Origin of the sequence: Streptomyces sp. NPDC058279, from assembly GCF_042881255.1 — a bacterium.
Taxonomy (GTDB): domain Bacteria; phylum Actinomycetota; class Actinomycetes; order Streptomycetales; family Streptomycetaceae; genus Streptomyces.
Genome location: NZ_JBHVYA010000002.1, coordinates 75,938 through 95,106, shown reverse-complemented (window position 1 = coordinate 95,106; position 19,169 = coordinate 75,938). Strand labels below are relative to the sequence as shown.

General features: G+C 71.4%; 17 protein-coding genes. 16 read left to right on the top strand and 1 reads right to left on the bottom strand.

Annotated features, from left to right (window positions below):
• Positions 1 to 2: 2 nt before the first annotated feature.
• Complete coding sequence (locus ACFVXJ_RS05180; RefSeq protein WP_389658887.1) at positions 3 to 590, bottom strand: beta-class carbonic anhydrase; 588 nt, start codon at positions 588 to 590, stop codon at positions 3 to 5.
• Between the two features lie 275 nt (positions 591 to 865).
• Here ACFVXJ_RS05180 and rsmH point away from each other — a divergent pair, with 275 nt between their 5' ends.
• The 16 genes from rsmH to ACFVXJ_RS05100 all read left to right on the top strand — a co-directional run bounded on the left by rsmH (position 866) and on the right by ACFVXJ_RS05100 (position 18,906).
• Positions 866 to 1,825 (top strand): 16S rRNA (cytosine(1402)-N(4))-methyltransferase RsmH, encoded by a 960-nt coding sequence (gene rsmH, locus ACFVXJ_RS05175; protein WP_389658884.1) that lies wholly within the window; start codon positions 866 to 868, stop codon positions 1,823 to 1,825.
• Complete coding sequence (locus tag ACFVXJ_RS05170; RefSeq protein ID WP_389658881.1) at positions 1,822 to 2,340, top strand: hypothetical protein; 519 nt, start codon at positions 1,822 to 1,824, stop codon at positions 2,338 to 2,340. The genes rsmH and ACFVXJ_RS05170 overlap by 4 nt, the downstream gene beginning before the upstream one ends.
• Positions 2,341 to 2,475: 135 nt before the next feature.
• Positions 2,476 to 4,446, top strand: coding sequence for a peptidoglycan D,D-transpeptidase FtsI family protein (locus ACFVXJ_RS05165; protein ID WP_389658878.1), 1,971 nt, complete (start codon positions 2,476 to 2,478; stop codon positions 4,444 to 4,446).
• A gap of 37 nt (positions 4,447 to 4,483) precedes the next feature.
• Entirely contained in the window at positions 4,484 to 6,193 is a 1,710-nt protein-coding gene (locus ACFVXJ_RS05160) for a UDP-N-acetylmuramoyl-L-alanyl-D-glutamate--2,6-diaminopimelate ligase (RefSeq protein WP_389658875.1), read from the top strand.
• Complete coding sequence (gene murF / locus ACFVXJ_RS05155; protein WP_389658872.1) at positions 6,190 to 7,608, top strand: UDP-N-acetylmuramoyl-tripeptide--D-alanyl-D-alanine ligase; 1,419 nt, start codon at positions 6,190 to 6,192, stop codon at positions 7,606 to 7,608. Before ACFVXJ_RS05160 ends, murF begins: the two co-directional genes overlap by 4 nt.
• Positions 7,605 to 8,675, top strand: a complete 1,071-nt coding sequence (gene mraY / locus ACFVXJ_RS05150) for a phospho-N-acetylmuramoyl-pentapeptide-transferase (protein WP_361315892.1) — start codon at positions 7,605 to 7,607, stop codon at positions 8,673 to 8,675. The genes murF and mraY overlap by 4 nt, the downstream gene beginning before the upstream one ends.
• Positions 8,657 to 10,090 carry a UDP-N-acetylmuramoyl-L-alanine--D-glutamate ligase gene (gene murD / locus ACFVXJ_RS05145; RefSeq protein WP_389658869.1) on the top strand — a complete coding sequence of 478 codons (1,434 nt, stop codon included), beginning with the start codon at positions 8,657 to 8,659 and terminating at the stop codon, positions 10,088 to 10,090. The genes mraY and murD overlap by 19 nt, the downstream gene beginning before the upstream one ends.
• A 69-nt stretch (positions 10,091 to 10,159) precedes the next feature.
• Positions 10,160 to 11,575: a putative lipid II flippase FtsW gene (gene ftsW / locus ACFVXJ_RS05140; protein ID WP_389658866.1), complete on the top strand. Its 1,416-nt coding sequence runs from the start codon at positions 10,160 to 10,162 to the stop codon at positions 11,573 to 11,575.
• Positions 11,576 to 11,581: 6 nt separating this feature from the next.
• Positions 11,582 to 12,676, top strand: a complete 1,095-nt coding sequence (murG, locus tag ACFVXJ_RS05135) for an undecaprenyldiphospho-muramoylpentapeptide beta-N-acetylglucosaminyltransferase (protein ID WP_361315885.1) — start codon at positions 11,582 to 11,584, stop codon at positions 12,674 to 12,676.
• A gap of 15 nt (positions 12,677 to 12,691) precedes the next feature.
• Positions 12,692 to 13,534 carry a cell division protein FtsQ/DivIB gene (locus tag ACFVXJ_RS05130; protein WP_389658862.1) on the top strand — a complete coding sequence of 281 codons (843 nt, stop codon included), beginning with the start codon at positions 12,692 to 12,694 and terminating at the stop codon, positions 13,532 to 13,534.
• A gap of 288 nt (positions 13,535 to 13,822) precedes the next feature.
• Entirely contained in the window at positions 13,823 to 15,028 is a 1,206-nt protein-coding gene (ftsZ, locus tag ACFVXJ_RS05125) for a cell division protein FtsZ (RefSeq protein WP_389658859.1), read from the top strand.
• Entirely contained in the window at positions 15,025 to 15,756 is a 732-nt protein-coding gene (gene pgeF / locus ACFVXJ_RS05120; RefSeq protein ID WP_389658856.1) for a peptidoglycan editing factor PgeF, read from the top strand. Before ftsZ ends, pgeF begins: the two co-directional genes overlap by 4 nt.
• 3 nt (positions 15,757 to 15,759) lie before the next feature.
• Complete coding sequence (locus tag ACFVXJ_RS05115; RefSeq protein WP_389658853.1) at positions 15,760 to 16,479, top strand: YggS family pyridoxal phosphate-dependent enzyme; 720 nt, start codon at positions 15,760 to 15,762, stop codon at positions 16,477 to 16,479.
• A gap of 164 nt (positions 16,480 to 16,643) precedes the next feature.
• Complete coding sequence (locus ACFVXJ_RS05110; protein WP_361135826.1) at positions 16,644 to 17,252, top strand: cell division protein SepF; 609 nt, start codon at positions 16,644 to 16,646, stop codon at positions 17,250 to 17,252.
• Between the two features lie 60 nt (positions 17,253 to 17,312).
• Positions 17,313 to 17,609 carry a YggT family protein gene (locus ACFVXJ_RS05105; protein WP_030155988.1) on the top strand — a complete coding sequence of 99 codons (297 nt, stop codon included), beginning with the start codon at positions 17,313 to 17,315 and terminating at the stop codon, positions 17,607 to 17,609.
• An 82-nt stretch (positions 17,610 to 17,691) separates the two neighbouring features.
• Positions 17,692 to 18,906 (top strand): DivIVA domain-containing protein, encoded by a 1,215-nt coding sequence (locus ACFVXJ_RS05100; protein WP_389658848.1) that lies wholly within the window; start codon positions 17,692 to 17,694, stop codon positions 18,904 to 18,906.
• Positions 18,907 to 19,169: the final 263 nt, after the last annotated feature.

Sequence of the window (19,169 nt, the reverse complement as noted above, 5' to 3'; positions counted from 1 at the left end):
ACTCAGGAGACGGGATCGATCTCCCGCAGGAGCCCGGTGTGCACGTCGAAGACGAAGCCTCGCACATCGTCCTTGAAGAGCAGGAAGGGGTTGGTGCGGACCCGCTGCATGGACTGGCGCACGTCCTGGTCGACGTCCCGGAACGCCTCGACGGCCCAGGCGGGACGCTGGCCCACCTCGTCCTCCAGCTCGTGCCGGAAGTCCTCGGTCAGGCTTTCGAGGCCGCAGCCGGTGTGGTGGATCAGTATCACCGCGCGGGTGCCGAGAGCCCGCTGGCTGATGGTGAGCGAGCGGATCGTGTCGTCCGTGACCACACCCCCCGCGTTGCGGATGGTGTGGCAGTCGCCGAGTTCCAGCCCGAGGGCCTTGTGCAGGTCGAGTCGGGCGTCCATACAGGCCACGACGGCCACCTTCAGCACGGGACGGGCGTCCATGCCGGGGTCCGTGAACTGTGCGGCGTAACGCCGGTTCGCCTCGACCAGCCGGTCCGTGACGGAGCGGCCACCGGTTGCCTGGGTTGCCGGGTCTGCGGGCAGCGATGCGGAAGTCGTCATGAGTACGACGTTAATGGTCACAGCACGTTGTGGCATCGAGTGAGGGGGGACAAAGAACGTCAACGGGGGTTGTTGTGAGCTAACCCACAGGGGTGGGGCGGGGTCGGCCGTTGGGGTGATTGGCGGCTTTTGCGGATTGGCCCACAGCGGGGCGCACCGCGCGCGGGGCGGTTCGTTGACCGTGGCGACCGTTGCACTAAAGTGACGCGAACCGGCCGGAGCCCGGCCCTCACCGGCCGCCCGGCCCCCTGGTAACACTCCGCGTGCGCGGCGCGGCGTATGCCTGCCGCGCCGTTATCTGAGAGGGCGCTTTGACTAGCGAGTCCCGACATGTCCCGGTGATGCTCCAGCGGTGCCTGGACCTGTTGGCCCCGGCGCTGGAGAGGCCCGGCGCCGTCGTCGTCGACTGCACCCTCGGCCTCGGCGGCCACAGCGAGGCCCTGCTCACCCGGTTCCCCGAGGTCCACCTCATCGGCCTGGACCGCGACAAGGAGGCCCTGCGGCTCTCCGGCGAACGGCTCGCGCCCTTCGGCGAGCGGGCCACCCTCGTACACGCCATCTACGCCGACCTCGCCGAGGTGCTGGACGGCCTGGGCATCCCCACCGTCCAGGGCATCCTCTTCGACCTGGGTGTCTCCTCCATGCAACTCGACGAGGCCGACCGCGGGTTCGCGTACGCCCAGGACGCGCCGCTGGACATGCGGATGGACCAGACCACCGGCATCAGCGCCGCCGAGGTCCTCAACACCTACGCGCCCGGCGAGCTGGTCCGCATCCTGCGCCAGTACGGCGAGGAGAAGCAGGCCAAGCGCATCGTCTCGGCGATCGTGCGCGAGCGCGCGAGGGAACCGTTCTCGAACAGCGCCCGACTGGTCGAGGTGATCCGCGAGGCGCTGCCGCAGGCGGCGAAGCGGACGGGCGGCAACCCGGCGAAGCGGACCTTCCAGGCGCTGCGGATCGAGGTCAACGCCGAACTGGCCGGGCTGGAGCGGGCGATCCCGGCGGCCGTGGACCGGATCGCGGTCGGGGGCCGGATCGCGGTGCTGTCCTACCACTCGCTGGAGGACCGGCTGGTGAAGCAGGTCTTCGCCGCGGGCGCGGCCTCCACCGCGCCGCCGGGGCTGCCGGTCGTGCCCGAGCGCTACCAGCCGAAGTTGAAACTGCTCACGCGCGGTGCGGAGCTCCCGACCGAGGAGGAGATCGCCGAGAACCGGCGGGCCGCCCCGGCGCGCTTCCGCGGGGTCGAGCGCATCCGGGAGGCGCGACTGTGACGAAACGCGGGCTGCTGCGGGGCGGGGGCGGCGCGGGGGCCGGCCAGGGCGGGTTCGGCCAGGGCGCGTCCGGCCAGAGCACGTCCGGGCAGGCGGCGCGGATGCCGTTCGTCGTGTTGGTCGTGGCCCTGCTCGGCGGCGGGCTGATCAGCCTGCTGCTGCTGAACTCGGCGTTGAACCAGGGCTCCTTCCAGCTCAGCAAGCTGAAGAAGGAGACCACCGTCCTGCGGGACGAGCAGCAGGAGCTGCAGCGGGACGTGGACGGGTACTCGGCGCCGGACGCGCTCCAGCGGCGGGCGCACGAGCTGGGCCTGGTGCCCGGCGGCAGCCCGGTCTTCATCGGCCCGGACGGGAAGGTCGCGGGAACACCGACGGCGGCCGAGACACCGCCCCCGCCGTCGCCCCCGCCGGCCGCACCGCCGGTTGCCCAGAGCCCGTCCGCACCGGCCGCCCCGCCGGCCGCGTCGATCTCACCCACCCCGAGCCCGGCGGGCTCGCCCTCCTCCGGAAGGTGACGTCGTGAACCGAATCCAGCCCCGCCGGCCACCGAGGCACGGGGTCGGGCGCGGAGCCCCGGCAGCGGCGCCGCCGGCGACCAAGGCGACGACCACGGCGACGCCCACGACGGGCCGGCGGCACGGGGCGCGGACGTGAGCCCGCAGGTGCCCCGACGCAGGGTGCCCGGCCCGGCGCGGGCGCGGGCCACCGGCCGCCCCGGTCCCGCGCGCACCGCCCACACCATCCGCCTCGGCAGCCCCAAACCCCGACTGCGTCTGGTCAGCGTCGCCCTCACCCTCGTGATGCTCGCCTTCGTCGTCCGGCTCCTCCAAGTACAGGCCGTCGACGCCTCCGCCTACTCCGCCAAGGCGTCCGAGAACCGCTTCGCCAGCTACACCCTGGCCGCCGAGCGCGGGGAGATCACCGACCGCAGGGGCGTGGCCCTGGCCACCAGCGTCGACGCGTACGACATCACCGCCGACCCGAAGATGTTCACCCCGCAGGAGAGCAAGGCCCCGGACGCCCCCGAGCAGGCCGCCGCCCTCCTCGCGCCGATCCTCGGCAAGGACGCGAAGGAGATCGCGGGCCGCCTGGGGACCAAGAACTCGCGCTACGTCGTCCTCGCGCGCCGGCAGACCCCCCAGGTCTGGAACCAGATCAAGGACCTCCAGAAGGTCTTCGCCGACAAGGCGGCCGCCGACCGGAAGAACAACGGGCCCGGCGCCAACGTCCTGGCCGGCGTGTTCAAGGAGGACAGCAGCAAGCGCGTGTACCCGAACGGCGACCTGGCCGCCGGGATACTGGGTTACGTCAACGCCGACGGCAAGGGCGGCGGCGGCCTGGAGTCCGCCCTCGACAAGAAGCTGGCCGGCAAGGACGGCGAACTCACCTACGCCCAGTCCGGCGGCCGCCGCGTGCCCACCGCCGGATCCAGCGAGAAGCCCGCCGTGCCCGGCGACGACATCGAGCTGACCATCGACCGCGACATCCAGTGGGCCGCGCAGAGCGCCATCACCGAACAGGTCGAGAAGTCCGGCGCCGACCGCGGCTACGTCATCGTCCAGGACACCCGCACCGGCGAGGTGCTGGCCATGGCCAACGCCCCCGGCTTCGACCCCAACGACCTCGGCAAGGCCAGCTCCGCGGCCATGGGCAACGCGGCCCTCCAGGACGTCTACGAGCCCGGCTCCACCGCCAAGGTGATGTCGATGGCCGCCGTACTGGAGGAGAAGAAGGCCACCCCGGAGACCCACGTCGAGGTGCCCAACCGGCTCCACCGCGGCGACCGGCTCTTCAAGGACGACATCGACCACCCCACCTGGTACCTGACCCTCAACGGGGTCCTCGCCAAGTCCTCGAACATCGGCACGATCCTCGCCACCGGTCAGCTGGGCAGCACGCAGACCGAGGCCAACAAGGTCCTCTACTCCTACCTGGACAAGTTCGGCATCGGGCAGCCCACCGGCCTGAACTACCCGGGCGAGTCCCGCGGCATCCTCGCCAAACCCGAGGACTGGTCCACCTCGCAGCAGTTCACCATCCCCTTCGGCCAGGGCCTCTCCCTCAACGCCATGCAGGCCGCCTCGGTGTACTCGACCATCGCCAACGGCGGGGTCCGCATCCAGCCGACCCTGGTCCGCGGCACCAAGGGGCCCGACGGCCGCTTCACCCCCGCCAAGGCGCCCGGGCAGACGCGCGTCGTCAGTCCGGAGACCGCGAAGACCCTCGCCCAGATGCTCGAATCGGTGGTCGACGACCAGGAGGGCACCGGCACCAAGGCGCGGATCCCCGGCTACCGGGTCGGCGGCAAGACCGGCACCTCCAACCGGGTGGATCCGGCCACCGGCCGCTACAAGGGCTACACCGCCTCCTTCGCCGGGTTCGCACCCGCCGACAACCCGCGGATCACCGTCTACTGCGCCATCCAGAACCCCACGAAGGGCAGCTACTTCGGCGGCCAGATCTGCGGGCCGATCTACAAACAGGTCATGGAGTTCGCGCTCAAGACCCTTCAGGTCGCCCCCACCGGAACCGCCCCCGCCGGGCTGCCCGTCACCTACGACGTCGCACCCCCGCCGGCCCCGGAGCCCGCGCCCCGGACCAGCCCGCAGCCCGGCCAGTGAACCGACCGCCCAGCCAGAGACGCGTGAGGCACCATCAGTGACAACGATCACCCCGAAACCCGGGAACCAGTCGGCCCCCGACGCCGCCGCCGGGCCCTCGCTTCGCGAGCGGCCCGCCACGCCCGGTACGCTCACCGCCGTGTCCCACGCTGATCAGCCCAGAACGCCCCAGAAAGACGCCCCGGCAGCGCCGCCGGGAGCGCCCCGGCCCGGCTCCGTCCGCCCGACCCCGCTGGGCGGGCTGGCGCGGCTGCTGGGCGTCGAAACGGCAGGCGCCGAACCACGGACGGAAACGACGCGGATCACCGGCATCACGCACGACTCCCGCGCCGTGCGCCCCGGCGACCTGTACGCGGCCCTGCCCGGCGCCAAGCTGCACGGGGCGGACTTCGCCGCCCAGGCGGCCGCGCTCGGCGCCGCCGCCGTGCTGACCGACCCGGCCGGCGCGGAGCGCGCCGCCGCGACGGGGCTGCCGGTGCTCGCCGTCGCCGACCCGCGCGCCCGGATGGGCGAGCTCGCCGCCGAGATCTACGGCCGCCCCGGTGAGGCCCTGCTCCAGCTCGGCATCACCGGCACCTCCGGCAAGACCACCACGGCCTACCTCGTCGAGGGCGGCCTGCGCGGCGCCGGACGCGCGACGGGCCTGGTCGGCACCGTCGAGACGCGCATCGGGGACGAGCGCATCAAGTCCGAGCGCACCACCCCCGAGGCCACCGACCTCCAGGCCCTCTTCGCCGTCATGCGCGAGCGCGGGGTCGAGGCCGTGACCATGGAGGTCTCCAGCCACGCCCTGGTGCTCGGCCGGGTGGACGGCTGCGTCTTCGACGTCGCCGTCTTCAACAACCTCAGCCCCGAGCACATGGAGTTCCACTCCGACATGGAGGACTACTTCCAGGCCAAGGCGCAGCTCTTCACCGAGCGCCGCGCCCGCCTCGGAGTGGTCAACGTCGACGACGAGTACGGCCGCCGCCTGGCCAAGCAGGCGACCATCCCGATCGTCACCTTCTCCGCCTCGGGTGACCCCGCCGCCGACTGGCGCGCCGAGGACGTGGCGCTGGGCGCCGCCGACTCCACGCTGACCCTGCTGGGCCCCGAAGGGCGGCGGGTACGGGCCACCGCGCCGCTGCCCGGCCCGTTCAACGTCGCCAACACCGTCGCCGCGATCGTCACGCTCGCCGCCGCCGGCCTCGACCCGCAGACCGCCGCCGACGGCGTCGCCGCGGTCCCCGGGGTCCCCGGCCGGTTGGAGCGGGTCGAGGCCGGACAGCCGTTCCTGGCCGTCGTCGACTACGCGCACAAGACCGACGCCGTCGAATCGGTGCTGCGGGCGCTGCGCGAGGTCACCGAGGGCAAGCTGCACATCGTGCTCGGCTGCGGCGGCGACCGCGACACCACCAAGCGCGGCCCGATGGGCGCCGCGGCCGCCCGCTTCGCCGACACCGCCGTCCTGACCTCCGACAACCCGCGCTCCGAGGACCCGCTCGCGATCCTCGCCGCGATGTTCGAGGGCGCCGTCTCCGTACCGCCCGCCGAGCGTGGCGCCGTCCTGGTCGACGCCGACCGGGCCGCGGCCATCGCCGCCGCCGTCGCGCGGGCCCGGCCCGGTGACACCGTCCTGGTGGCCGGCAAGGGCCACGAGCAGGGCCAGGACACCGCGGGTGTCGTCCGCCCCTTCGACGACCGCGCGGTGCTCCGCGCCGCCATCGAACGCCAACAGCAGGCCCCCCAGGCCGAGGTGACCCCGTGATCCCCCTCTCCCTCGCCGAGATCGCCGACATCACCGGCGGGCAGCTCCACGACATACCGGATCCGTCCGTCCTGGTCACCGGCCCGGTCGTGTTCGACTCCCGCGAGGTGGCGGACGGCAGCCTGTTCGCCGCCTTCGTCGGCGAACGCGTCGACGGCCACGACTACGCCGCCACGGCCATCGCGGCGGGCGCCCGCGCCGTCCTCGCCACCCGGCCCGTCGAGGTGCCCGCCATCGTCGTCCCCGACGTCGTCGCGGCCCTCGGGGCGCTGGCCGGCGCCGTCGTCGCCCGGATCGGCACCGACGTGGTGGCCCTGACCGGTTCGGCCGGCAAGACCTCCACCAAGGACCTCATCGCCCAGGTCCTCCAGCACCACGCGCCGACCGTGTGGACGCCGGGCAACCTCAACAACGAGATCGGCCTGCCGATCACCACGCTGCGCGCCACCGAGGAGACCCGGCACCTGGTGCTGGAGATGGGCGCCCGCGGCATCGGCCACATCCGCTACCTCACGGGGCTCACCCCGCCCCGCATCGGCCTCGTGCTGAACGTCGGCACCGCCCACATCGGCGAGTTCGGCGGCCGGGAGGCCATCGCCCAGGCCAAGGGCGAGCTGGTCGAGGCCCTGCCCTCCGAGGCCGAGGGCGGCGTCGCCGTCCTGAACGCGGACGATCCGTTGGTCCGCGCCATGTCCGCCCGCACGAAGGCCCGTACGGTCTTCTTCGGCGAGGCGGAGGAGGCCGACGTACGCGCCACGGATGTCCGGATGACGCCCCAGGGCCGGCCGTCCTTCACACTCCACACACCCACCGGGTGCAGTGACGTGACCTTGCGCCTGTACGGTGAGCACCACGTGTCGAACGCGCTCGGCGCGGCCGCGGTCGCCCATGTTCTGGGCATGTCCGCCGAGGAGATCGCCACCGCGCTCTCCGGGGCGGGCACCTTGTCCCGGTGGCGGATGGAGGTCACCGAGCGCGCGGACGGCGTCACCATCGTCAACGACGCCTACAACGCGAACCCCGAGTCCATGCGGGCCGCTCTGCGAGCGCTCGCCGCGATGGGCTCCGCCGCTCAGGCGACCGGGGGTCGCACGTGGGCGGTGCTCGGCCCCATGGCCGAACTCGGTGACGACGCGCTGGCCGAACACGACGCGGTGGGACGGCTCGCCGTCCGGCTCAACGTGAGCAAGCTCGTCGCAGTCGGGGGCAGGGAAGCGTCCTGGCTGCAACTGGGCGCATATAACGAGGGTTCGTGGGGTGAGGAGTCGGTGCTCGTGTCCGACGCGCAGGCGGCGGTCGACCTGTTGCGCAGTGAACTGCGCCCGGGGGACGTCGTGCTGGTGAAGGCTTCCAGGTCCGCCGGTCTGGAGCGGGTCGCACAGGCTCTGCTCGAAGGCGAGGCCGCCGAGCGATGAGGCAGATCCTGTTCGCCGGTGTCATCGGCATGTTCCTCACCGTCATCGGGACCCCGCTGCTGATCAAGCTGCTGGCCCGCAAGGGCTACGGCCAGTTCATCCGCGACGACGGCCCGCGCGGCCACGCCGGCAAGAAGGGCACGCCCACCATGGGCGGTATCTCCTTCATCCTGGCCACGCTCATCGCGTACGCACTGACCAAGGTGATCACGGGCGAGGAGCCGAGCTTCTCGGGTCTGCTGGTCCTGTTCCTGATGGCGGGCATGGGCCTGGTCGGTTACCTGGACGACTACATCAAGATCGTCAAGCGGCGTTCGCTCGGTCTGCGGGCCAAGGCCAAGATGGCCGGCCAGCTGATCGTCGGCATCGCCTTCGCGGTCCTCGCACTCCAGTTCAAGGACGCGCGCGGGCTCACCCCGGCCTCCACCAAGCTGTCGTTCGTCACGGACTTCGGCTGGGCGATCGGGCCGGTGCTGTTCGTGGTCTGGGCGCTGTTCATGATCCTCGCCATGTCCAACGGCGTGAACCTCACGGACGGCCTCGACGGCCTGGCCACGGGCGCCGCGGTGATGGTCTTCGGCGCGTACACCTTCATCGGTGTCTGGCAGCACCAGGAGTCCTGCGTGAACGCGCAGGACCTGACCAACCCGGCGGCCTGCTTCGAGGTCCGCGACCCGCTGGACCTCGCGGTCGTCGCCTCCGCCCTGATGGGCGCCTGCTTCGGCTTCCTGTGGTGGAACACCTCGCCCGCCAAGATCTTCATGGGTGACACCGGTTCGCTCGCGCTCGGCGGCGCCCTCGCCGGCCTCGCGATCTGCTCCCGCACGGAGTTCCTGATCGCCCTGCTCGGCGGCCTCTTCGTCCTCATCACCATGTCGGTCGTCATCCAGGTCGGCTCCTTCAAGGCGACCGGGAAGCGCGTCTTCAGGATGGCCCCGCTGCAACACCACTTCGAACTCAAGGGGTGGTCCGAAGTCCTTGTCGTGGTCCGCTTCTGGATCATCCAGGGCATGTGCGTGATCGTGGGCCTCGGACTCTTCTACGCGGGATGGGCAGCGGACAAGTGACGTCCTGGCAGGGCAAGAACATCACCGTCGCCGGCCTCGGCGTGAGCGGCGTCAGCGCCGCCCGCGCCCTGGCCGGCCTCGGCGCCGTCGTGACCGTCGTCGACGGCGGCGACAGCGAGGGCCACCGGGCCCGGGCCGCGGAGCTGGAGGCGGAGGCCAAGGGCGTCTCCGTACGCCTCGGCGACGCCGAGACCCTCCCCGAGGGCACCGACCTCGTGGTGACCTCGCCCGGCTGGAAGCCCGACAGCCCCCTCTTCCTGGCGGCAGCCAAGGCGGGCGTGGATGTCGTGGGCGACGTGGAGATCGCCTGGCAGCTGCGCGGCCCCGACGCCGCCCCCTGGCTCGCCATCACCGGCACCAACGGCAAGACCACCACCACGCAGATGCTGGCCTCGATCCTGCGGGCGGCCGGTCTGCGGACCGCCGCCGTCGGCAACATCGGCACGCCCATCATCGACGTGGTCACCGGCGAGGAGGAGTACGACGTCCTCGCCGTCGAGCTCTCCAGCTACCAGCTGCACTGGGCCCCCTCCGTACGCGCCCACTCCGCGGCCGTCCTCAACCTGGCCCCGGACCACCTCGACTGGCACGGCTCCATGGAGGCCTACGCCGCCGACAAGGGCCGCATCTACGAGGGCAATACCGTCGCCTGCGTCTACAACGTCGCCGACCCCGCCACCGAACGGCTGGTCGAGGAGGCCGACGTAGAGGAGGGCTGCCGGGCCATCGGGTTCACCCTCGGCGCCCCCGGCCCCTCCATGCTCGGCGTCGTCGACGGCATCCTCGTGGACCGCGCCTTCGTCGAGAACCGGCAGAAGAACGCCCAGGAACTCGCCGAGGTCGGCGACGTCAACCCGCCCGCCCCGCACAACATCGCCAACGCGCTCGCCGCCGCCGCCCTCGCCCGCGCCTTCGGGGTCGAGCCCCGCGCCGTCCGTGACGGCCTGCGCGACTTCCGGCCGGACGCGCACCGGGTCGCGCACGTCGCCGAGGTGGCGGGAGTCACGTACGTCGACGACTCCAAGGCCACCAACACGCACGCCGCGGAGGCGTCCCTCGCCGCCTTCGAACCCGTCGTCTGGATCGCCGGCGGCCTCGCCAAGGGCGCGACCTTCGACGAACTCGTGCAGAAGTCGGCGGAGCGGCTGCGCGCCGTGGTGCTGATGGGCGCCGACCGGGCCCTGATCGCCGAGGCGCTGGCGCGACACGCCCCGCAGGTCCCGGTCGTGGACCTCGACCGGACCGACACTGGGGCGATGCTCGCAGCGGTCCGGGAAGCGGCCCGGCTCGCCGAGCGCGGCGACACGGTCCTGCTGGCACCTGCCTGTGCCTCGATGGACATGTTCGCGAACTACAACAAGCGTGGGGACGCGTTCGCCGACGCGGTACGCGAACTGGCCGCCGAGAGCGCCTAGGTCGACCCAGGGCAGGTGTCCCTCCCCGACCGGCTGCTCGCCTCGTACGAGTGGAGGGGAAGATCACAGATGCCGGCCAGACAAGTCCTGCCGGGGCGGCGGCCGTCCGCCACCAAGGCCGTGAAGGCCGTGAAGGCGGTCAGAGCCGCCACGTCCGTGAAGACGGTCCGGGCGCAGGGCCGCAAACGCCCCGCGCCCCGTCCCGGCGGCCCCGCGGGGCGTGGGCCGCTCGCCGGGCTCCGGCGCACGCAGTGGCAGTTGCGCAAGGCCTGGGACCGTCCACTCACCGCGTATTACCTGATTTTCGGCAGCTCGCTGCTCATCACCGTCCTCGGACTGGTGATGGTCTACTCCGCCTCCATGATCAAGGCGCTCCAGCTGGGCCTGGGCGACGCCTACTTCTTCAAGAAGCAGTTCCTGGCCGCCCTGATCGGCGCCGGCCTGCTGCTGATCGCCTCGCGGATGCCGGTCAAGCTCCACCGGGCGCTCTCCTACCCGGTGCTCGCCGGAACCCTCTTCCTGATGGCCCTGGTCCAGGTCCCCGGGATGGGGGTGTCGATCAACGGCAACCAGAACTGGATCTCCCTCGGCGGCCCGTTCATGCTCCAGCCCAGCGAGTTCGGCAAACTGGCGCTGATTTTGTGGGGTGCCGACCTGCTGGCGCGCAAGGGGGAGAAGGGGCTGCTGAGCCAGTGGAAGCACCTGCTGGTGCCGCTCGTGCCGGTGACCTTCCTGCTGCTCGGACTCATCATGCTCGGCGGGGACATGGGAACCGCCGTGATCCTCGGGGCGATCCTGTTCGGGCTGCTCTGGCTCGCCGGGGCGCCCACGAGGATGTTCGCGGGCGTGCTGGCCTTCGCGGGTGTGATCGTCGTACTGCTGATCAAGACCAGTCCGCACCGGATGGACCGGCTCGCCTGCATCGGTGCGACAGAACCGGGCAAGAACGACCTTTGCTGGCAGGCCGTGCACGGGATCTACGCGCTCGCGTCCGGTGGATGGTTCGGTTCGGGTCTGGGTGCGAGTGTGGAAAAATGGGGGCAACTCCCCGAAGCCCACACGGACTTCATCTTTGCCATCACCGGTGAGGAACTGGGTCTGGCGGGGACGCTGTCGGTGCTCGCCCTGTTCGCGGCTCTAGGCTATGCGGGTATCCGCGTGGCCGGACGCACGGAGGACCCCTTCGTACGGTATGCCGCGGGAGGCGTGACCACGTGGATCACGGCGCAGGCCGTGATCAACATCGGTGCGGTGCTCGGTCTGCTGCCGATCGCCGGGGTCCCGCTCCCGCTGTTCTCCTACGGAGGGTCAGCCCTGCTGCCGACCATGTTCGCGGTCGGACTGCTCATCGCCTTCGCGCGGGAGGAGCCGGCGGCGCGCGCGGCGCTCGCGATGCGGCAGCCGAAGAACGGCCGGCTGCGGACCGGGCTGAGATGGAAGTCGATGAGACGGCGCGTCACCAGGCGTCCGTCCGGAGAGCGGTGAATTTCGGTGCATGTCGTACTCGCCGGTGGGGGGACCGCCGGCCACATCGAGCCGGCGCTCGCCCTCGCGGACGCCCTGCGCAGGCAGGACCCTTCCGTGGGCATCACCGCCCTCGGCACGGAACGCGGACTCGAAACCCGCCTCGTGCCCGAGCGCGGCTACGAGCTGGGGCTGATCCCCGCCGTTCCGTTGCCCCGCAAACCCACCCCCGAGCTGATCACCGTCCCCGGACGGCTGCGCGGCACGATCAAGGCGGCCGAGGAGATCCTGGAGCGCACCAAGGCCGACTGCGTCGTCGGTTTCGGCGGCTACGTGGCCCTGCCCGGCTACCTCGCGGCCAAGCGCCTCGGGGTGCCGATCATCGTCCACGAGGCCAACGCCCGGCCCGGACTGGCCAACAAGATCGGCTCCCGGTACGCGCACGCCGTCGCGGTGTCCACCCCGGACAGCAAGTTGCGCGGCGCCCGTTACGTGGGCATCCCGCTGCGCCGCTCGATCTCGACCCTGGACCGGGCCGCCGTCCGCCCCGAGGCGCGCGCCGCCTTCGGGCTGGACCCCAACCTCCCCACCCTGCTGGTCTCCGGCGGCTCGCAGGGCGCCCGCCGCCTCAACGAGACGATCCAGGCGGTCGCGCCGACCCTCCAGCGCTCCGGGATCCAGATCCTGCACGCGGTCGGCCCGAAGAACGAACTGCCGCGTGTCGACAACATGCCCGGGATGCCGCCGTATGTCCCGGTACCGTACGTGGACCGGATGGACCTCGCGTACGCCGCCGCCGACATGATGCTGTGCCGCGCGGGCGCGATGACCGTCGCCGAACTCTCCGCCGTCGGGCTTCCGGCCGCCTACGTACCGCTGCCGATCGGCAACGGTGAGCAGCGGCTCAACGCCCAGCCGGTGGTGAAGGCCGGCGGCGGCCTGCTCGTCGACGACGCGGAACTGACCCCCGAGTGGGTGCTCGGTCAGGTCCTCCCGGTGCTCGCCGACCCGCACCGCCTCTACGAGATGTCCCGCGCCGCCGCCGAGTTCGGCCGCCGGGACGCCGACGAACTGCTCGTCGGCCTGGTCTACGAGGCGATCGCCGCACGCAGTAACCGCTAGCCAGGAGGCACAGGAGTGGCCGGAGCGACGACCGCACAGCGAGGCAATCCCGGCCCCGGCCGGCCCCGCCCCAAGGGCGGGGGCCCCGGCGCTCCCACGCCGCCGGGCGGCCCGAAGTCGTCGAAGCGGAGCGGCCCGCGCGGGCCCGGCATCGGATCGCGCCGGGTCCTCGTGCTCGCCTCGCTCGTCGCGGCCGTGCTCCTCGCCGCCGCCGGTACCTGGGTGCTCTACGGGTCCTCCTGGCTCCGCGTCGAGAAGGTCACCGCCGCAGGCACCGACGTGCTCACCGAGCAGCAGGTGCTCGCGGCGGCGGCCGTGCCCGTCGGCGCGCCCCTGGTGAGCGTCGACAGCGACGAGATCGAGAGCCGGTTGCTCCGCCGGTTGCCCCGTATCGATTCGGTCGATGTGGTGCGGGCCTGGCCGCACGGAATCGGTCTGAAAGTGAAGGAACGCAAACCCGTCCTGCTCATCAAGAAGGACGCGAAGTTCGTCGAAGTGGACGCTTCGGGTGTGCGATTCGACACGGTGGCGAAAGCACCCACCGGTGTCCCGGTCCTCGAATTGGCCGCGGAACGCTCGCCGAGCGGTCGTCGCTTCGACGCCGAACGGTTGCTGCGCGAGGCCGTGGGCATCGCCGGGAGCCTCCCCGAAGCCGTCGCCGGGCAAGCGGTGCAGGTCAAGGTGGAGTCCTACGATTCGGTCGTGCTCCAGCTGACGCGGGGCCGTACGGTCGTGTGGGGGAGCGGCGAACTGGGCGAGGCGAAGGGGCGGGCGTTGACCGCTCTGCTGAAAGCCGCGCCGGACGCCGGGCACTTCGACGTGAGCGTGCCCACCGCCCCTGCGGTGTCCGGGAGTTGACGTCCGGTCGAACGGCGTCGCACCCTGGTTGGCCAGCGATACGGGTGATCACATAGGGTGAAAAGAAAAACGGGAGGTTCGGCGTGTTCGTTGAACACGCGCTACTTGTCGACTTAGTGTCCTGTTCGGAAGAGTCCGAAGAGTCCAAGGAACAGACACACCCTCTCACCCTAAACTTCAGGGTGAGGGTTCGGGTCGGCGCGTACGGACCGCCCCATTTCGGCATCAGTCGTCGCAACGCAGGCCCGCGAGGCGGCGACACGTAACTCGAGGCGAGAGGCCTTCGACGTGGCAGCACCGCAGAACTACCTCGCAGTCATCAAGGTCATCGGTGTCGGCGGCGGTGGTGTCAATGCCATCAACCGAATGATCGAGGTCGGTCTCAAGGGCGTCGAGTTCATCGCCATCAACACGGACGCCCAAGCGCTGTTGATGAGCGACGCCGACGTCAAGCTCGACGTCGGCCGTGAACTCACCCGGGGCCTCGGCGCCGGCGCCAACCCGGCCGTCGGCCGCAAGGCGGCAGAGGACCACCGCGAGGAGATCGAGGAGGTCCTCAAGGGGGCCGACATGGTCTTCGTCACCGCCGGTGAGGGCGGCGGCACCGGCACGGGCGGCGCACCCGTCGTCGCCAACATCGCGCGTTCGCTGGGCGCCCTGACGATCGGTGTGGTCACCCGGCCGTTCACCTTCGAGGGCCGGCGTCGCGCCAACCAGGCGGAAGACGGCATCGCCGAGCTCCGCGAAGAGGTCGACACCCTCATCGTCATCCCCAACGACCGCCTGCTGTCCATCTCGGACCGCCAGGTCAGCGTCCTGGACGCGTTCAAGTCGGCCGACCAGGTCCTGCTCTCGGGCGTGCAGGGCATCACCGACCTGATCACCACCCCCGGCCTGATCAACCTCGACTTCGCCGACGTCAAGTCCGTGATGTCCGAGGCGGGCTCGGCCCTGATGGGCATCGGCTCGGCCCGCGGCGACGACCGCGCGGTGGCCGCCGCCGAGATGGCGATCTCCTCGCCGCTCCTGGAGGCGTCGATCGACGGCGCCCGGGGCGTCCTGCTCTCCATCTCCGGTGGTTCGGACCTCGGTCTCTTCGAGATCAACGAGGCCGCGCAACTGGTCAGCGAGGCCGCGCACCCCGAGGCGAACATCATCTTCGGCGCCGTCATCGACGACGCGCTCGGCGACGAGGTACGGGTCACCGTCATCGCCGCCGGGTTCGACGGCGGACAGCCCCCGGCCCGCCGGGACAACGTCATCGGCGCCGCGTCCACCAAGCGCGAGGAGCCGGCCCCGGCGCCGGTCCGCGCCGCCCCCGAGCCGGTCCGCCCGGCCTTCGGCGGACTCGGCACGGTCACCCCCCGCGAGGACCCCCCGGCTCCGGCCGAGGTCCCCGTCGAGGCGGCGGCCCCCGCGCCGCAGGTCCCGACGGCCCGCCCCTACGCGGACAGCCCGGCCGAGGAACTGGACGTACCGGACTTCTTGAAGTGACGCTGGCACACCACAGCGAGAACGGCGCGCACTTCGCCTTCACCGACAGGTGGGGCGGGGTGAGCGCCGTTCCGTACGAGGAGCTCAATCTCGGCGGCGCGGTCGGAGACGACCCGGCCGCCGTTCGCGCGAACCGGACCCGGGCCGCCGCATCCCTGGGCGTCGACCCCGAACGGGTCGTCTGGATGAACCAGGTGCACGGCCGGGACGTGGCGGTGGTCGACGGACCGTGGGACGCCGACCGGGAGATCCCGGCGGTGGACGCGGTGGTGACCGGTCGTCGGGGGCTCGCCCTCGCGGTGCTCACCGCCGACTGCGTGCCCGTCCTGCTCGCCGACCCGGTCGCCGGGATCGCGGGCGCCGCCCACGCCGGGCGGCCGGGGCTGGTCGCGGGCGTGGTGCCCGCCGTCGTCGAGGCGATGACCGCCCTCGGCGCCGACCCCGCCCGCGTGATCGCGCGTACCGGACCGGCCGTCTGCGGACGGTGTTACGAAGTGCCGGCCGAGATGCGGGCGGCGGTGGCGGAGGTGGTTCCGGCCGCCTGGGGCGAGACCCGTCGGGGAACGCCCTCCGTCGACGTGGTCGCCGGGGTGCACGCCCAACTGGCCGAGGCGGGGGTGGCCGACAGTCGGCGATCCGCGGTCTGCACACTGGAGTCGCGGGACCACTTCTCGTACCGCCGTGACCGGGTGACCGGGCGGCTGGCCGGATATGTCTGGTTGGACTGAAATATGATGGACCGTAAGTCGGAACTCGCGGAGAACCTCGCGCGGGTGGAGGGGCGGATCGCCTCCGCGTGCGCGGCGGCCGGCCGCGCACGGGACGAGGTGACGCTGATCGTGGTCACCAAGACGTATCCGGCGAGCGACGTACGACTGCTGGCGGACCTGGGTGTCCGTCATGTGGCGGAAAATCGCGACCAGGACGCCGCCCCCAAGGCCGCGGCCTGCGCGGATCTGCCGCTCGACTGGCACTTCGTGGGCCAGTTGCAGACGAACAAAGTCCGTTCGGTCGCCGGATACGCGCATGTGGTGCAGTCGGTCGACCGACCGAGACTCGTCACGGCGCTGTCCGCGGCGGCGTTGAACGCGGGGCGCGAGATCGGCTGCCTCGTACAGATCGCCCTCGACGCCGAGTCGGGCGAACGGGGCGCGCGGGGAGGGGCGGCGCCCGACCTGCTCCCGGAACTGGCGGAACTCGTGGCCGCCGCACCGGGACTGCGGCTCGACGGTCTCATGACCGTGGCCCCGCTGGCGGGTCCCTACGCGGGACGCGAACAGGCGGCCTTCGAGCGGCTGATGGAATTGTCATCCGGCCTGCGCGCCGACCATCCGGCTGCCACGATGGTATCGGCCGGAATGAGCGCGGACTTGGAACAAGCCGTGACGGCCGGTGCGACACATGTGCGCGTCGGCACTGCGGTACTCGGCGCGAGACCCCGGCTCGGGTAACGTCGCGAAGAAAGTCGGACCACAGCAGAAAATATGGTCATTTCCGCCGATGAGCGGACGGGCCACGTGGATCGCGGGCAGTTGGTGACATTGCCGACAAAGCCTTCGCCGGTACGGCGGCACCTGCGACAGGGCGATCCACCACAGAGCGGAGGACTCGGAGAATGGCCGGCGCGATGCGCAAGATGGCGGTCTACCTCGGCCTCGTGGAGGACGACCGGTACGACAATCCGGGGTACGACCCCGATGACGAGTTCGAGCCGGAGCCGGAGCCGGAACGGGATCGCCGGCGTCAGCCGCCCGCGCACCAAACGCCCGTAACGGACGAACCGGTACGGGCCGTACAGCCTCCGGCGCCACGGGAACCCACCCCGGCACCGGTCGAAAACGGACGTCCGGCGCGAATCGCACCCGTGGCATCCATCACACCTGACCGCACCAGCATGGAGAAGAACGCCCCCGTGATCATGCCCAAGGTCGTCTCCGAGCGGGAGCCGTACCGCATCACGACGCTGCACCCCCGGACCTACAACGAGGCCCGTACCATCGGGGAACACTTCCGTGAGGGCACTCCGGTGATCATGAATCTCACGGAGATGGACGACACCGACGCGAAGCGTCTGGTCGACTTCGCCGCCGGACTCGTGTTCGGTCTGCACGGCAGTATTGAACGCGTGACACAGAAGGTGTTCCTGCTGTCGCCTGCTAACGTCGATGTCACGGCGGAGGACAAGGCCCGCATCGCGGAGGGCGGGTTCTTCAACCAAAGCTAGACCGATCCGTCAGACACGGGGCCGGGAACAGAGCGGGAGCAGGGGAGAGGGAAGCGCGGGATGGGCGTCGCACTGCAGGTGGTCTACATCGCGCTGATGTGCTTCCTTATCGTGCTGATCTTCCGACTGGTCATGGACTACGTGTTCCAGTTCGCACGCTCATGGACACCCGGCAAGGCGATGGTGGTCGTTCTGGAGGCCACCTACACTGTCACCGATCCACCGCTCAAGCTTCTCCGGCGTTTCATCCCGCCGTTGCGTCTCGGGGGCGTGGCACTCGACCTGTCCTTCTTCGTTCTGATGATCATCGTTTACATCCTCATCAGTTTCGTGAGCACCGCTGCGAGAAGCGTGTGAACGATGAGCTTCTCCGCGCGCGCGGGGACAGTCCCGATACGGTCTTGCCGACTGCCGACGACTACGTAGAGGTGAAGAAGACATGCCGCTGACTCCCGAGGACGTGCGGAACAAGCAGTTCACGACCGTCCGCCTGCGAGAAGGCTATGACGAGGACGAGGTCGATGCCTTCCTCGACGAGGTCGAGTCCGAACTGACGCGCCTGCTGCGCGAGAACGAGGACCTGCGCGCCAAGCTGGCCGCCGCCACGCGTGCCGCCGCGCAGAACCAGCAGCAGCAGGGCATGCGCAAGCCCGAGCCCCAGGACCAGCGAGGCCCCGGCGGCCCCGTCCCGGCGGCCATATCCGGCCCGCCGCAGCAGCAGCAGCCGCAGATGGGTCCGCCGCAGCTGCCCGGTGGCCAGCCGCAGCTGCCCGCCGGTCCCGGCGGCCACGGCCCGCAGGGCCCCGGCCCGATGGGCGGCCCCATGCAGCAGCACAGCATGGGCGGCCAGCAGCAGATGGGCCAGCAGCAGCAGATGGGGCAGCAGCAGATGGGCCAGCAGCCCATGCAGCAGCAGTCCATGGGCGGCCAGAACCCGCTCGGCCAGCCCATGGGTCAGCAGATGGGCCAGCAGATGCAGCCGATGGGGCAGCAGATGCAGCCCATGGGCCAGCCGATGCACCAGCAGCAGCCGCAGCTCCCGCAGCAGGGCCCCGGTGGCGACAGCGCCGCCCGCGTCCTGTCGCTCGCGCAGCAGACCGCCGACCAGGCGATCGCGGAGGCCCGCTCCGAGGCCAACAAGATCGTCGGCGAGGCCCGTAGCCGCGCCGAGGGCCTGGAGCGGGACGCCCGCGCCAAGGCCGACGCGCTGGAGCGGGACGCGCAGGAGAAGCACCGCGTCGCGATGGGCTCCCTGGAGTCCGCCCGCGCCACGCTGGAGCGCAAGGTCGAGGACCTGCGGGGCTTCGAGCGCGAGTACCGTACGCGCCTCAAGTCCTACCTGGAGTCGCAGCTGCGCCAGCTGGAGACCCAGGCCGACGACTCGCTCGCCCCGCCGCGCAACCCGGCCGGTCCGGCGCTGCCGCCGTCGCCGGCTCCGTCGATGGCTCCGGCCGGTGCGATGGGTCACTCCATGGGCGGCCCGTCCCCCATGGGCGGTCCCTCCCCGATGAGCGGCGGTCCGTCCTACGGCGGCCAGCAGCAGATGTCCCCGGCCATGACGCAGCCGATGGCTCCGGTGCGGCCGGCCGCGCCGCAGCCGATGCAGGCGCCGTCTCCCATGCGGGGATTCCTGATCGACGAGGACGACAACTAAGCCGCCGCCGCGTCTGTCGGCAGTCGCTTCACGGGCCGGGCCCGGTTCCCCTTCGGGGGCACCGGGCCCGGCCCGTTTCGCGTGGCGCCGCCGGGCCTTTGCCTGGGACCCCGCGCCTCAAACGCCGGCGGGGCTGAATGTGCACCGGGCCCGGCCGCCGGGTGCGGCGCTGCTGCCGGGGCTCCGCCCCGGACCCGGCGCCTCAAACGCCGGCGAGGCTGAATATGGCCCCCGGGTCTCGACCGTCGGCGGGGCTGGATGTG

Excerpts from the sequence above, each read along its gene's own strand:
- ACFVXJ_RS05180 (WP_389658887.1), bottom strand. The coding sequence starts at position 590 with ATGCCACAACGTGCTGTGACCATTAACGTCGTACTCATGACGACTTCC.
- mraY (WP_361315892.1), top strand. The coding sequence starts at position 7,605 with ATGAGGCAGATCCTGTTCGCCGGTGTCATCGGCATGTTCCTCACCGTC.
- murD (WP_389658869.1), top strand. The coding sequence starts at position 8,657 with ATGGGCAGCGGACAAGTGACGTCCTGGCAGGGCAAGAACATCACCGTC.
- ftsW (WP_389658866.1), top strand. The coding sequence starts at position 10,160 with ATGCCGGCCAGACAAGTCCTGCCGGGGCGGCGGCCGTCCGCCACCAAG.
- ACFVXJ_RS05115 (WP_389658853.1), top strand. The coding sequence starts at position 15,760 with ATGATGGACCGTAAGTCGGAACTCGCGGAGAACCTCGCGCGGGTGGAG.
- ACFVXJ_RS05110 (WP_361135826.1), top strand. The coding sequence starts at position 16,644 with ATGGCCGGCGCGATGCGCAAGATGGCGGTCTACCTCGGCCTCGTGGAG.
- ACFVXJ_RS05105 (WP_030155988.1), top strand. The coding sequence starts at position 17,313 with ATGGGCGTCGCACTGCAGGTGGTCTACATCGCGCTGATGTGCTTCCTT.
- ACFVXJ_RS05100 (WP_389658848.1), top strand. The coding sequence starts at position 17,692 with ATGCCGCTGACTCCCGAGGACGTGCGGAACAAGCAGTTCACGACCGTC.